Here is a 14544-nt window from a genome sequence, read left to right on the forward strand (position 1 = left end):
CACAACCACCTTCGGGTGGTTTTTTAATGTCAGGGGAAAACTGATGACACTCACACAGCAAAAATTTAATGATTTAGAACGTGACATTGATGACACAGGTAAAGCCTTAAATACAAAAGCCATCATTACTCCAAGATTCGGAGATAAATTTAAGTCCTTACCCTTAGCAGTTCAGGAAGTCATAGAAACAGGTGGTTTTGAGCCTTTTAAAACGGAAGTTCAACTACTTGCAAGCATTCCAGTTTTAACAAAAAAGGCAGCTAAAGCACTTGATACAAAGAAGATTTGGTTGTGGGAAAATAGTGTGTGGACTGATACCGGTTTGAGTGAATTGGATTTAGCAAAAGAGTTTGCCATTGAAAATTTAGATGAAAAAGTTGGACGTAGCTCAGTTAAAGATATAATTCCACTAGTTGTTGATTCTAATAAAAAAATTCCAATTTGGTTGAATAAAGGAAAATTATCGTTTGCTGGGATTCATCCAGACTCTGCAAAGCAAGTAGCAGATGAAATACGTATTGGTCTAATTAAAGGCACATCCATTATTCCTTTGGTTGTTGATCAAAATGGTAAAATTCCAGTTTGGTTGAATAATGGCAAGCTTGAATTTGCAGGTATTACACAAGAAGCTGTGAATCTAATCGCAAGTTTAATTAGTTTGCCTGTTCCCGATATCAAAACAGAAATTAAAACTTCTACAGATGGGCGTACCTTAACAGAGTGGCGAGCAAAGTCTGCAAAATTAAAAACAGGTCAACAAACTCAACTAAGTATTGTAATTACAGGCGATAGCTGGACTGAATATACGCCCATTCCTGCTGCACTTACGTCGCTTTTAAGGGACGATTACGGGACTGCAGGGACAGGATGGATCAACATTGGCGCATGGCAAAACCAAATTGACGATGTTGCTGTCTCAAAAACAGGGACGTGGTCAATTTTTGATATTAGTGCAACAACAGCACTACCGCAGTATGGTTGTGGGCCAGATGGGCAAACTGCAATTTCAAGTACTGTAGGTTCAAAAATTAATGTAACGAATATAAAGTTTGGCGATCAACTCACTATATTTTATGGAAATTCAGGTGGTGCATTTAGTTATAAATTAAATGCCAACGATGCTGTAAATGTCACATCAAGTACTACAAATGATTCAGTTGAACAAGTCACGATTTCAGGTCTATCAGGCATAAATAGTCTATCAATTGAAGTGTTATCAGGGACAGTTACCATTCATGGGTTTCATTTACGAAAGACAACTGGATTTGGTGTAGAAGTTAATAAAGTGGGAAATAGTGGTGCAACTGGTGAAGATTACACGCGAGTATCACCACTTTATCAGCAAAAATATTCATCATTGCTAGCCCCTGATGTTGTATTCATCATCTTAGGAACGAATGATTACAGACTAGGTAAATCCGTAGCAAGTTATAAATCAAGTATCACTAAAATCATTGAAGGCTATCGTTCAATTAAACCAAATTGTGCTGTGATTTTATTAGCACCTGCTCGATCAAATGCTCCAGAGCTCACACCCTTAATTAAATTCAGAGACGCAGTTTTTGAGCTTGCTCAGGAACTTAGTGGTGAATATTACAATATGTATGATGACTGGAATTCATACATAGTCGAAAAAAATAATGGAATGTGGGTTGATGATCTACACGTCACTAATGCTGGTGCCTATCGTATTGCTAAACGAGTTTATAATTTATTTTTGGGAGATTAAGCATGAACAGTTACTTAAAAATTGGAGATTCATTACCAGCCGGATTGAATTACCTTAATCTAAATTTACTTGCAATCCCTGTCGCTATACAAAAGAGAGGAGCATTGCTTTCAGCATTTAATTTCACCGAAGATGATACTGAAGATAAAGCAGGAGAACTTGCAACAATTATAGGAACCCCAGTATTTCAAGAAAAAGGTGTAAAACTGGGTAAGTCGAATTATATCGATACGGGTGTTACTGATAGAACTAACTTCACAATGATTGTGGTATTAAAGCCGATTATTGATATTTTTCAATTTAACTTTGCTATATCGAATTATACTTCAGCAGGATTTACAGGTTTAGGTCGAGGTGTAGGATTTACTGTTTCCCAAAATGTAGTGTTTTATCCACATCCTGAAACTGGAGTTCTGACAAAAATTGAGTTCAATAATAATATTGAAAAAAATCGTTGGGTGGTATTAGCGCTTTCACGGAATAACGGTTCATTTTCATACGCTACGAGAACAAAGGGAGCATCATTAGCTGGAACAAGTGCGTGTACAACAGAAGTTCATAATTTTACAAATATTGGAATTGGCAGCACGGCAAATGAACATGGTCTAGGTAATCAAGAGGATCATTCAATATTTGCATATGCTGCAGTACACAACTTGAGTTTATCTGAAACTGATTTAAAGCAATATGTAGATTCTTTAGCTTTAGAATTAAATCAGACATATTCGTTTAATCTTTAGTATAAGAATTCAAATTAAGTAAGGACCCACTAGGGTGCTTTTTTATTGCCAAAAATAAGGGGGCGTATGTGAATGAACCAAGTGCATCACTGTGGAAAAAGTTAAATGAAGTCGCAGATAAACTGCAAAAAGTATCTGAGCAATTGGTGGAAACAAACGCAATTAATAAAGGCTACCACCAAGCACTTGATCAGCAACGAGTAAAAGTGGAGGCACTAGAACAGCAAAACCACAAAGCCCAGGGTGCAATTGCCATGTTGAAGTGGGGGCTTGGTATTGTGCTTGGTGTAGCAATTTCAGGTGGAACATGGACCATCAATTCAATTAATCAACTTAAACAAGATATGGCAATTATTCAAAGTCATAGAGAGGACAGTAAATGAAATTAATCAATGAAAGTGCATTCAAGCACTTATCCGTAAAGCTCCCAATGTTGGGGGCTTTTTTATTGCTTGTGCTTATTCCTGCATTGCAATGGGCTTTAGATTTTGAAATGGTACCGAAAGAGTATGAGCCAATTATTATTGGTACAGTACTGCCACTTTTAGCCTTTATCGGACGTAAGATTTATCAGCCACAATTGCACCAGGTACAAAGCTTTACAGCTGTTCCGAATACGGATGATAATTTGGCGAATCTCTTTAGTAATTTTCGGAAATTAGCGGGTGGATCTTTATCGCAAGTGCAAGTTGATCAGATTAATCACTTGGTTGCAGGATTTCAACAAAAGGCAAAGACAGTCAGCACAACAGGTATTGCTTTAATTTGCAGTTTTGAGGGCTTAAAACTCAAAGCTTATGATGACGGTGTGGGAGTCTGGACCATCGGTTTCGGTACTACGATTTATCCAAATGGTATCAAGGTTAGAAAAGGGGATACTTGCACCGAAGCGCAAGCCAAAGCTTATATGGCACATGATTTAAAGAAGTTTGAATCCGCTGTGGATAGTGCTGTAACAGTTTCAATCAATCAGAATCAGTTCGATGCATTGGTATCGCTTACCTACAATATTGGTACAGGCGCTTTTAAAGAATCGACATTGCTCAAAAGGCTGAATGCATTAGATTATAAGGGTGCATCTGCTCAGTTTGCTGTTTGGAATAAAGGTGGTGGGCGAGTGATGCAAGGACTTGTGAATCGTCGTGCTGTTGAGCGGGAGTTATTTGAGAAAACCCTTTAAAAGGGTTTTTTGCATAAGTGTCTTTATGTGAGATAAAGACACTTATTATTTCTTCAAAAAAACCGCTTATTGGGCGGTTTTTTATTAAATATTTGCTAATTAGTAATAATTAAAACGGTGAAATTTGGCGGTTGATATATGATTTGCGTATGGGAAAAAATCATCATTCCCGAAATTAAAAACATTAATATTGTTATTACAGAATTATATAATCGCATTCAATACTTATCAAAATTACTAGATCAAAATATTAGCGTTACTTTGTTGTATTTACAATAAAAATCTGATTTTATTACATTTTTTATTGAGATATCTTTTTTATAAGTTTAATGAATATATATATAAGAAAACTTGATTTTTTATATTTTTAGTGTATAGTCACCTTAGCTAGAAAAAAGTCTTGTCCCGGTAAATTTTCTTTAAGTGTCGCAGTTTTAGTCATAATTCTTCGTTTTTTCAGATTTTAAGTCGTTTCTTTATTATTTTTCAAAGTTATACCCAGTCAGTAAAATGATTAAAAAATTATTAAAAAATTAGTAGGATATATTATGTCAAACTCAAATGTTGTTAAAGGTACTGTAAAGTGGTTCAACGAAACTAAAGGTTTCGGTTTTATTCAACAAGAATCAGGTCCAGACGTTTTTGCTCATTTCAGCGAAATTGCAAGTTCAGGTTTTAAAACCTTACTTGAAGGCCAAATGGTTGAATTTAGTGTAGCTCAAGGTCAAAAAGGACCGAATGCTGTAAATATTGTTGCTATCTAAGCAATAATAGGCAGTAATAAAAAAGCACTGACAAGTGCTTTTTTATACTTTAATTTTTTTCAAAAATTGAAAAACATCTAAAATATAGGATACAAGTTGTTAAAAATAAATGATTTAATTGCAAAATCTAAAAATGGTACTGAAATTATTGTTTCGCTAATTCCCCTCAATAAAATGCAAAATACACGACAAGGTTTTAAACAAATTGAAGTCAGTAAAAGAGTTCTGCTTGAGTCTGGAATCGAAGTTGATTTAAATTTAGATGGTCGTACATTTTACACTTCTCCAAATCAGTTATTTAAATTAAATCATAAAGTTATTTAGATATAAAATTAAAATAAATTAATAACTTAGATTTTTTACATTACATTTTTATTAAAGGTATATATATGCTTAAGCACAGTCTAAGTGTGAAAGATCAGTTTGGGATTAAACACTCTATTCAAGCAACAGTAGATCATCTCTTTGCTAACACGCAATCTCATTCGAATATAAAACATATCACCGTTGATGGTGAGGATATTCGACCAAGTTTTGAAATGTTTTTTCAAAGTACATTGAGTGGAAAAATATTTAAAATTGTATAAATAATCGTAATTTTGTCGCTGTTCGTGCTACTTATGATTTTGGCTATAAAGTAAAAGATATTCATGATGCTTGTGCAGCGCTAAATTTAAAATTTAATGGCATTAAGATATCTGGTAGCCATGTCTAGCTAATATAAAAATCTGCTTTTGAATTTATAAATGATTAAGTTATATTAACTGAAAAATATATAAGCTAAAAATAAAGATTTTCTAAATGAACTTAATACACTTTAAGCAAAAATATAATCTATAATTTGATTTAGAGGCTCTATGGATTATATATTCCGTAGAGCTATTTTGTTCTAATCGCCAATTGTTCCCAGTACAGGAATCATTCTAGGCCCAGCATTACGTGCCTTTGACACGATCTCAACCAGCTCATCATAAGTCAGGTTAAAAGAATCTGAACTCTCAAAAACATATTTGAAATTTTCACCCTCAAATTCAGGTGGGGTTTCAGGAATAAATCGAGCTGGTATTAATTCTTGGGTCAGATTCTCATTAGTTAATTTTTGAATATCAGGAATATTTCCATTAAATTTTTGCATGATTTTTCTCCTATATTTAATGAACTTTAATTAATCCATTCTTTGTAAAATAATTCTTAGACAACATATCTCGGCTCATTGACCATTTACGATCCTTGAAATAACACGGGCCTACAGAAATCTTAGCCTTACCAAACTTCATCTGAATATTCTCATAAACTTGCATCAAATTCTCATTTAGAGTTCTTTTTTCATGATCTGATAGCAGGTCGGGAATATAGTTTGATTTCTCAATTAACTCTGAATAAAACACACCGCATTTTTTATATTTGATACCTGGTTTATAAATCTTCTCAAGTAATAGATAAGCAACCTCAACCAGATCTAGTACACAATCTGTCGGTTCGGCAAACTTGTAGGTTTGAGCTTTGCTGTAATAGGGTACGGATGGATCAAAAGGATTAGATTGAACAAAGGCTGTAATCACACCACATAATAGTTTTTCTTTTCTCAAACGCCCTACAGCATCTTGTACATACTTCGACATGGCTTCTTTTAAGTCTGCAAGTTCAGTGATTTTCACACCGAATGAACGACTAGCTACGATTTGTTGCTTTGGCTTAGGCTGGTCATCAATCGGCATACATGAGATGCCTTGTAACTCCAAGACTGTTCTTTGCATGCAAACTGTGAATAGTTTGCCTATGATAGGTGGATTCGCTTTAGATAAATCCAAAACAGTCTGAATTCCCATTTCATTGAGCTTTTTATTCTGCTTTCTACCCACACCCCAAACTTCGCCTACTTCAACTAGTGACCAGAAATAATCACGGTGCTTCGGGTTCATTGTTGCCAAATTACAAACACCATTAAATCGTTTAGCTTTCTTAGCCATGTGATTGGCTAACTTTGCCTCAGTCTTGGATCTACCAATTCCTATCGATACAGGCAGACCGATCCATTGGAAAATCCGCTCTCGCATTCCCTGGCAATACTCAACTAAATCATAATTATTCTTAAAACTTGTTAAATCTAAAAAGCATTCATCGATCGAATAAATTTCTTGTTCATGTGGAGCAACATAACTGGCGAGGATTGAATGAAAGCGACGAGACATTTCAGCATAAATTGCATAGTTGCTCGAGAGCACTTGAACATTATTCTTTTGAACAATATCTTTAATCTGAAACAAAGGGACAGCCATTTTTATGCCCATAGCCTTAGCTTCGTTGCTACGTGCCACAGCACAGCCATCGTTATTACTCAGTACGATTACTGGAACGTTGTTTAGACGGGGATCAAAGAAACGCTCGCACGAGACATAGCAATTATTGATATCAATAAGTGCAAATATCTTTTCTTCATGTTTCATTTGAAGTTCTTAATTACTTTTGTGACCACACCCCAAATGACCAGTTCTTGTTCATTGCGAGGCAGGATAGGACTGCATTCTATATTTTCAGGCCTGAGCCAAACACTGGGTAAATCACTAAATTCTATTTCGTTCTGAAAAACATCAAATAATTCTTCATGTGACATTTGTTGAGTAACCATCATTCTTTTAACGGTGAAATCATTATCTATGAATGCAACTACGATATCTTGATGCTGTGAGCGAATACTTCTATCAACGATCAAATAATCATTGATATGTATGCCTATATCTTTCATTGATAGTGATTCAACCTGGACAATAAAAGTCGCTTCTTTATTTGAGATTAGAAGATCATTCATATCTAAATTTTTATCGATGTAATCCTCAGCAGGTGAGGGGAAACCTGCCGCAATTTTATTCAGCACTAAAGGAATAGAAAGCTTAGTAAGTGCTTGAAATGAAGATATTTTAGAAATGGCTGCTAAATGATTGAATCTTGAATTATCTCTTTTAATATCAATGATTTTAGCATTTTTTAGGTGAGCTAGGCTTGTCTCATTTAACTTTGAGAGCCTAGGCTTTGATGTGCTATCACTTTCGATTTTCATTGGAATATCACTTGAATACGTTACGTAATCAAGATTTTAAAGACTGCTTAAAATAAATTCAAATTTAAAAGTTGTGGATAATCAGAAGAGTTCTAAATTATTTGTAATATGTTGGTCGCGTGGAAAAGTTAAATAATCATCAGCCATTTCGAAAAAATACTCATGTGCATGGTCATGATCTGCATTCAGCCAATCTTTTCGATACTGTTCGGGAATAACGATGATTGAGCGCTTTTCATCATCAGGTGCATGAAATTGCTTCATAAATGGATGATGATCAGAATTGATCGTAAGCATTGAAAATGATCGTACTTTTGATTCTCTTATTTCAGCATCCTCATATATTGCTGCAACGGTAAATGGCTGATCATCTTTGCGCTTGATCGTGTACCAGTGACTTTTACCATTGATGTATTTTGGTTCGTAAAACTCTTGAACCGGTATAAGACAAAACTTACTATATTTCCATGCATTTCTAAAACTTGGTTTCTCAGCGACAGATTCAGTACGCGCATTATAAGTGTGATTACTAAAATTGAATTCTTTAGCCCATTTGGGAAGTAATCCAAACCTGGCAATATCAAGATCAAAACCTTCTGCACCCTTCATGATGATTGGGGCGTGATAAGAAGGGTAAACGTGCTCTTTTAAATCAAGATCATAATGATCAGGATCAACACCGAGAAGCCGTAAATTTTTCTTTGATGGGAAGTGATAATTTGAACACATGGCTATATTTCAACTGAATACATTGCTAAGAACAATATAACTACTTTTTACGTTTAAAGCCCAATCTAGTATTGCGGAGTATTGTGCAATATATTTTATAAGGTGGTTTTGGATGAGAATTATAATTTTTTGCAATTCGCGGCGCGGATGCCTAATTCAATATGTGGAATAAAGGTGATGGTAGGGTGATGCAGGGGCTTGTGAATCGTCGTACTGTAGAACGGAAGTTATTTGAGAAAGCCCTTTAGAGGGCTTTCTCGTATGAAAGCACCACAATTTAAATATTTATATTGAAAACGCGAAATTTAATTAATTCTTTTACCATCGTGATCAATGATTATTTCACCATCTTCTTTACTAAACGCATTGAGTTGAGGGGCAGATAATATATCTAGCACTAACTCAGATGGTCTGCATAATTTAATACCAAGATCTGTCACCACAAATGGGCGATTGATTAAAATTGGATATTCAAGCATAAAATCAATCAATTGATCATCATTCCAGTGTTGTTGATCGAGTTTAAACTTCTCATAAGGTTCAACATTTTTACGCATTGCTTCATGCACAGATAACCCAGACTTCTGGATTAAATTAATTAATTCTTTTCTACTAGGCGGTGTTTTCAAATACTTAATTATTTCAGGCTCTTGCCCTGTATTTCGGATAAGTTCGAGCGTATTTCTTGAAGTACCACATGCAGGGTTATGATAAATCTTAATCTTTTGTGACATGACTTTTCTCAGTGCAAAACAATATTGCATTTATATATGGATATGCGTATATTCGCAATAGTAAATATATTGAGTAATAATAAAATGAATCAAACAGATTTCTTTAAGTGTCTTTCTGATGCTACACGTTTGGACATTTTGAAGTTAGTTATGGCCAAAGAAAATATTTGTGTATGTGAACTGACAGAACAGTTGCAACTCAGCCAACCTAAGATTTCTCGCCATTTGGCTTTGCTCCGAAATCTTTCCATTTTGCTTGATCAAAGACAAGGGCAATGGGTGTATTACCGCTTGAACCCAAATCTTCCTGAATGGGCAAATGATGTTTTAAGAATTATCTCAAATCAAAATGACGGCATCATGAGCAATCCTCTTGCTCATTCGTCAATTTCGGTGCATTGCGAGTAATTATGTCTACTTCAAGACTTTCATTTTTAGATCGTAATTTAACGCTCTGGATTTTTATTGCAATGGCATTGGGTGTAGGGATTGGCGTTTTCTTTCCTCAAGCATCGGTTGCTTTAGATCAGATGAGTATTGATTCGGTCAATATCCCGATTGCGATTGGCTTAATTTTGATGATGTACCCACCACTTGCGAAAGTGGACTATGCGACCTTGCCACAAGTGTTTAAAGATAAACGAACACTTACCTTATCTTTGGTTCAAAACTGGCTGATTGCACCGTGTTTAATGTTTGCTTTAGCCATCATTTTTTTACAATCTTATCCTGAATATATGACAGGTGTCATTCTGATTGGGTTGGCTCGATGCATTGCTATGGTCTTGGTATGGAATGGCTTGGCATGTGGTGATAATCAGTATGTTGCAGGATTGGTCGCATTTAACAGTATTTTCCAAATTCTGTTTTTTAGTACCTATGCTTGGCTATTTTTGACCTTTTTACCACCTTATTTTGGTGTGGAAGCGCAAATCATTAATGTCAGCTTTTGGACAATTACCCATGCAGTTCTAGTTTATTTAGGGATTCCTTTTTTACTGGGTTTCTTAACTCGATCCATTCTCGTCAAGCAAAAGGGATTGCTTTGGTATCAAACTAAATTTATTCCTAAAATTAGTCCACTCAGTCTACTTGCCCTGTTATTTACCATCGTGGCTATGTTTAGCTTGAAAGGCGGTGAAGTAGTCAGTTTGCCACTCGATGTACTCAGAATTGCAATTCCACTCACAATTTACTTTGTCCTAATGTTTTTCATTAGTTTCTTTATGAGTAAGTGGATGGGTAATGATTACCCAAAAACTGCTGCTATTTCTTTTACTGCGGCAGGGAATAATTTTGAATTGGCTTTAGCTGTTGCCATTGCAACCTTTGGCTTGGCATCCCCTGTTGCTTTTACAACAGTCATTGGACCATTGGTTGAAGTTCCCGTACTGATTGCTTTGGTGAGTGTTTCACTGTGGCTTAGAAAAAAAGTTTTTAAAGAGGTATAACGCTATGACTCTCCCAAATGTAGATTTAAATCTTCTTGAACAACCGACTTTAGACAAAGTTCAAGCCAAAGCGCTTGATCATCCACCTCGTATTTTATTGCTTTACGGCTCAAACCGAGAGCGCTCATACAGCAGACTTACAGTTATGGAAGCAGGGCGGATCTTGGAGTATTTTGGTGCTGAAGTAAAAATTTTCCATCCAAAGGGGCTGCCTTTACCTGAAGATGCCGATACTGAACATCCTAAAGTCAAAGAGTTGCATGATTTATTGGCTTGGTCGGAAGGTATGGTGTGGTGTTCACCTGAACGTCATGGTTCGATGAGTTCTATTTTTAAATCGCAAATTGACTGGATTCCACTGGCAGGGGGTGCGATTCGCACCACGCAAGGAAAGACTTTAGCCTTGATGCAAGTCAGTGGTGGCTCACAGTCCTTTAATAGCTTAAACCAGATGCGTATTTTAGGTCGTTGGATGCGCATGATCACAATTCCAAACCAATCATCTATCCCCAAAGCCTTTCTAGAATTTGAAGAAGATGGACGTATGAAACCCTCTTCTTACTACACAAGAATTGTCGATGTGATGGAAGAGTTGTATAAATTTACGCTTTTAACCAGAGGGCAGTCTGCATATTTGACTGATCGTTATTCTGAAAGAGTTGAAAGTGCTGAAGAGCTATCTAAGCGTGTAAATCAAAGCAGTATTTAGTTTACCAAAATTAACATAATACAACTGATGTTAAATGCTTTAAATCTATCCTTAAGTACCTATGTATTATATGAAACCATGATAGGGTTCAGCGCACTGCCATGGTTTCTTTGTAAGGCATGTCAGCTTATCAAGCTACATTGAATATGCCTCAGTTTGTTGTTTCAAATAAAGGTGGTGGTAGGGTGATGTAGGAGTTTGTGAATAGACGTGTTGTTGAGCGTAAATTGTTTGAAAAAGCCCTCTGATGAGAGCTTTACTAATTAATACTAATCACTCACTTTAATTTGGTCGGAATTTTTATGTGAAAGCTTTAACTGTAATGACAATCTAGTCAAAACAACAATAAGACTTGCGTATCATGTATATAAAATTGATTCTCACAAAAGCAAATATGATTCATTTATCTTCCCATTAATCCAATCTATTCGCAATTTCACTTGCAGTCGCATTGTAGTAGATCATTAGACTTCTTAAATCTTTGTGTCCGATCATTCTAGCCAAATCCAACACTTCTAGTTTTTGAGCAAGTCTTGTGCAAGCTTCATGTCTTGAATCGTGAAAATGTAAATCTTCAATTTCACACTTATCTCTTAATTTTCTCCAAAGAGTATCAAAACTCGAATCCTTAACAGTGAATACTTGATGAGTGCTTAAACCTTTCATCAACTCCAGCAATTCAACTGCACGTTTTGAAAGAGGTACATGTCGTTTGGTACCATTCTTAGTTTCATTTAAAGTGACATATCTATTTTTTATATATACACGATCCCAAGTTAAACCACGAATTTCACCTGCACGCATTGCAGTTTCAATTGCTAATAAAAAAGCAATCATAATTTGCTGAGTGAAAGTTTCAGGTATTTGATTATTAAAATCCGTAGCAAGGCACAATCGATTTATTTCATCCTCACTTATACGCCTATCACGATGTGCTGGCGGTGGTGGCATTTTTAGATCGCTCATAGGTGAGTTATAAACCCACTTCCATTCTGTGCGAGCAACAGTGAATAGGGCGGACAGTATATTTCCTTCACGACGTACCGAGGCAGGCTTTACAGACTTAAGTCTTTTATCACGCCACACAACGAAATCATCGGTAGTAATTTTAGCAATATGCTTTTTGCATAATTGTGGAAAGTTTTTTTTAAAAGCTTTGAATCTTTTAATTTCAGATTCACATCCTTTGTGCTTAGGGCACACTTCTTCTATATATCTATCAATTGCACAATTTAATGTATAATCAGGAAGCTTTCCGCGTGATAATTCTCTTAATTCAGTTTCACGTTTTGATGCCCATGCGCGAGCCTGAGTCTTAGTATCGAATGTTGCACTTTCCCGAGTACCATTCACACTAATCTCAACTCGCCAAGCATCACCCCTTTGTCGAAAGGTGGCCATAAATTTCTCTCTAAGATGTCGTGGCGTAAATTTGGCGTAATCTATTTAGAGGGAATAATAAGGAATAATGATGTAACATGTAACTAGCTAAATAATTATTGAATATTAAATAATTAATAATAAAGAAAAAATTAGGTAAAATTAGATAAAGTGATAAAACACCAAAATACCGAAAGTGCCCGCTGAGCGCACCAAATACTATGTATAAAGTTGTACAAACCCGTTGTATATAATAGACATAACAATAAAAACCCGTATTAAGTTGTATAGAGTAATTTAAAGCTGTAACGCAAAAAATGCCAAAACAAGTAATTTCGCTTACAGACTCAAAAATAAAAGCATTCTTTTTCAATGCCTTCAAGTTCTGTTATATCTAGCCGTAGTCAATATCCAATGAACGTTAATATTGAATATATTGCTCGAGAGTTTGATGAAGCAACATTATTGAATATTGCAGTGGCATTTGAAAAAGTAAATCCTGTACATCAAGTCCCGACCCATACACCGGCACTGTAAGATTACTTTGATCTAAAACTGAAAGAATTTAGAGCTAATTTCTGTCTTATAAATAATAAAAGTCCAACACCATGTTGGGCTTTTTGTATTTGTTATTTTAGGTACCACTCCTGTTATTCCTCCTAATGTTTTATAAGTTTTTAAGTGTAATTTGAAGTTTTAATAATTTTAAAGCTAGCTCAAACTCAGTTTCCTCTCCAGCTTGAGCACTTACTAAAGGTCTCATTGTTGATACATGCAGAAATCAAGTGTAAATCCCATGTTTTAAAAGGCTTTCAGGCATATTAAATAATTGATTTTGATGCAAAGTGATGAGATTTGATGTAAAGAGTAAGGGAATTGAATAATGTGAGGTATTTTACTGTTTTTTTATGAGTCCTTAAATAAAAATCAAATTTAAATTGCCAAGTTTTAAATTTAAATTATTAATGTTTAATAAAATAGTTGGTGGTTTTATAAGATTGCTAAGATATTCATAAATTTAATTAGTTATTAAAAAAATCATGATGTTAATGGCTTAATGTTGATAACTCGAAAGTAACTTTTTTATAATCTAAAATATTAGGGTAACAGAAGTAATGTATTTAAAATTTTAATAAATAAGGATTATTTTTATCTGTTCATCAATGTATGATTGAACAGATAGAGTGGGGTCTATCTGAAAAGTCATTCGTATTGTTTGTGCTCTTTAAAAATGGGATTTGAACCTAAAATAATTATAGTTTAGTGGTTTACTTAGATGTATAGGCTGAATTTTTATATATAAAACAATGGCTTAAATTATTAATCTTTTACGCGCTGAGCGCTACAGATACGTTGTATAAAGCTGTTGCATATAATAAGAAAACTTACTTTTTTTCTTTCCAAAAAAAACCAATGACAATACTCAATATAAATAGAATCCATGCAGAAACAACTAATACAGACTCGTGTGACATGAGAAAGGCAGAATTAGCCGATGCTATAACTTGCTCGACATTCTCAGGTTTGATTTCAGACATAATTTGGTATGTTTCACCGATAGAACTCTTAGCAATATCAAACTGTTCTGAGGTTAAATATTGCTTAAAATCTATATTTTTCATATAGAAATATGATGCCAATAGACCAAATATAGTGACGCCTAAACCTGTACCTAGTTCATACGACATCCCTTCAATTGCTCCTGCAGAAGCGGCTTGCTCTATTGGTGCTCCTGATAAAATTGCAGATGTAGCAGCTAAAAAAGCACATAATATACTTAGCCCTAACAATACCATCCAAAATACGACATTTAGATATGTTGAATTCAGACTAATATTCGATAGGAAGTACATTGATATCGCGCTTAGTAATAAACTTACAACGGCAACTTTTTTCGGCCCAAATTTATTTAATAATGGTGAGCTAACCAATGCTCCAACGCTGACCGAAATCATAAATGGGAAAATATACAGCCCTGCCTGAAGAGGACTATTGATGTGTGCTGAAAAAACAGGAGGTTTTAACTTGGTAAACTAAACACACTCATCAGGAGTTTACCATGAGCAAGAA

The 14544-nt window shown here is 35.0% G+C and carries 17 protein-coding genes and 1 pseudogene; 11 read left to right on the forward strand and 7 right to left on the reverse strand.

What is annotated here, in order from left to right; translation table 11 throughout:
- Positions 1 to 43: 43 nt before the first annotated feature.
- The 7 genes from ACK1JC_RS14135 to ACK1JC_RS14165 all read left to right on the forward strand — a co-directional run bounded on the left by ACK1JC_RS14135 (position 44) and on the right by ACK1JC_RS14165 (position 5000).
- A complete protein-coding gene (locus tag ACK1JC_RS14135; RefSeq protein ID WP_409512513.1) occupies positions 44 to 1729 on the forward strand; it encodes an SGNH/GDSL hydrolase family protein in 1686 nt (561 codons plus the stop codon).
- A 2-nt stretch (positions 1730 to 1731) separates the two neighbouring features.
- On the forward strand, positions 1732 to 2469 hold the full coding sequence (locus ACK1JC_RS14140; RefSeq protein ID WP_409512514.1) for a hypothetical protein: 738 nt from the start codon (positions 1732 to 1734) through the stop codon (positions 2467 to 2469).
- 68 nt (positions 2470 to 2537) lie between these two features.
- Entirely contained in the window at positions 2538 to 2852 is a 315-nt protein-coding gene (locus ACK1JC_RS14145) for a hypothetical protein (RefSeq protein ID WP_409512515.1), read from the forward strand.
- A 245-nt stretch (positions 2853 to 3097) separates the two neighbouring features.
- Positions 3098 to 3649, forward strand: a complete 552-nt coding sequence (locus tag ACK1JC_RS14150) for a lysozyme (protein ID WP_409512528.1) — start codon at positions 3098 to 3100, stop codon at positions 3647 to 3649.
- Between the two features lie 548 nt (positions 3650 to 4197).
- Entirely contained in the window at positions 4198 to 4413 is a 216-nt protein-coding gene (locus tag ACK1JC_RS14155) for a cold-shock protein (protein WP_004649268.1), read from the forward strand.
- Between the two features lie 96 nt (positions 4414 to 4509).
- Entirely contained in the window at positions 4510 to 4737 is a 228-nt protein-coding gene (locus tag ACK1JC_RS14160) for a hypothetical protein (protein WP_409512516.1), read from the forward strand.
- Between the two features lie 65 nt (positions 4738 to 4802).
- Positions 4803 to 5000, forward strand: coding sequence for a hypothetical protein (locus ACK1JC_RS14165; protein WP_409512517.1), 198 nt, complete (start codon positions 4803 to 4805; stop codon positions 4998 to 5000).
- Between the two features lie 302 nt (positions 5001 to 5302).
- Here ACK1JC_RS14165 and ACK1JC_RS14170 read toward each other — a convergent pair whose 3' ends face one another.
- The 5 genes from ACK1JC_RS14170 to arsC all read right to left on the reverse strand — a co-directional run bounded on the left by ACK1JC_RS14170 (position 5303) and on the right by arsC (position 8934).
- On the reverse strand, positions 5303 to 5548 hold the full coding sequence (locus ACK1JC_RS14170; RefSeq protein ID WP_409512518.1) for a hypothetical protein: 246 nt from the start codon (positions 5546 to 5548) through the stop codon (positions 5303 to 5305).
- 16 nt (positions 5549 to 5564) lie between these two features.
- A complete protein-coding gene (locus ACK1JC_RS14175; protein WP_409512519.1) occupies positions 5565 to 6860 on the reverse strand; it encodes a DUF4113 domain-containing protein in 1296 nt (431 codons plus the stop codon).
- Complete coding sequence (locus ACK1JC_RS14180; RefSeq protein WP_409512520.1) at positions 6857 to 7471, reverse strand: LexA family protein; 615 nt, start codon at positions 7469 to 7471, stop codon at positions 6857 to 6859. The genes ACK1JC_RS14175 and ACK1JC_RS14180 overlap by 4 nt, the downstream gene beginning before the upstream one ends.
- Positions 7472 to 7552: 81 nt before the next feature.
- The gene (locus ACK1JC_RS14185) at positions 7553 to 8200 is read right to left on the reverse strand and encodes an SOS response-associated peptidase (protein WP_409512521.1); all 648 of its coding nucleotides are present in this window, start codon (positions 8198 to 8200) and stop codon (positions 7553 to 7555) included.
- Between the two features lie 305 nt (positions 8201 to 8505).
- Positions 8506 to 8934, reverse strand: coding sequence for an arsenate reductase (glutaredoxin) (gene arsC, locus ACK1JC_RS14190; RefSeq protein WP_409512522.1), 429 nt, complete (start codon positions 8932 to 8934; stop codon positions 8506 to 8508).
- An 84-nt stretch (positions 8935 to 9018) separates the two neighbouring features.
- Here arsC and ACK1JC_RS14195 point away from each other — a divergent pair, with 84 nt between their 5' ends.
- Genes ACK1JC_RS14195 through arsH form a run of 3 tightly spaced genes read left to right on the forward strand, consistent with a single transcriptional unit; the run spans position 9019 to position 11094 of the window.
- Complete coding sequence (locus ACK1JC_RS14195; protein ID WP_409512523.1) at positions 9019 to 9342, forward strand: metalloregulator ArsR/SmtB family transcription factor; 324 nt, start codon at positions 9019 to 9021, stop codon at positions 9340 to 9342.
- 2 nt (positions 9343 to 9344) lie between these two features.
- Positions 9345 to 10385, forward strand: coding sequence for an ACR3 family arsenite efflux transporter (arsB, locus tag ACK1JC_RS14200; RefSeq protein ID WP_409512524.1), 1041 nt, complete (start codon positions 9345 to 9347; stop codon positions 10383 to 10385).
- 4 nt (positions 10386 to 10389) lie between these two features.
- Positions 10390 to 11094, forward strand: a complete 705-nt coding sequence (arsH, locus tag ACK1JC_RS14205; RefSeq protein ID WP_409512525.1) for an arsenical resistance protein ArsH — start codon at positions 10390 to 10392, stop codon at positions 11092 to 11094.
- Between the two features lie 414 nt (positions 11095 to 11508).
- On the opposite strand, the gene ACK1JC_RS14210 is transcribed toward arsH, so the two are convergent.
- Positions 11509 to 12495: a site-specific integrase gene (locus ACK1JC_RS14210; protein WP_409512526.1), complete on the reverse strand. Its 987-nt coding sequence runs from the start codon at positions 12493 to 12495 to the stop codon at positions 11509 to 11511.
- A 351-nt stretch (positions 12496 to 12846) separates the two neighbouring features.
- Between ACK1JC_RS14210 and ACK1JC_RS14215 the strand changes: the two genes are divergently transcribed.
- Entirely contained in the window at positions 12847 to 13011 is a 165-nt protein-coding gene (locus ACK1JC_RS14215) for a hypothetical protein (RefSeq protein WP_409512527.1), read from the forward strand.
- A gap of 848 nt (positions 13012 to 13859) precedes the next feature.
- Here the strand turns inward: ACK1JC_RS14215 and ACK1JC_RS14220 are convergent.
- Positions 13860 to 14477 (reverse strand): annotated as a pseudogene (locus ACK1JC_RS14220) (MFS transporter); the annotation flags it as partial.
- Between the last annotated feature and the right edge of the window lie 67 nt (positions 14478 to 14544).

It is taken from the genome of Acinetobacter sp. TY2, assembly GCF_046269225.1.
GTDB lineage: Bacteria > Pseudomonadota > Gammaproteobacteria > Pseudomonadales > Moraxellaceae > Acinetobacter.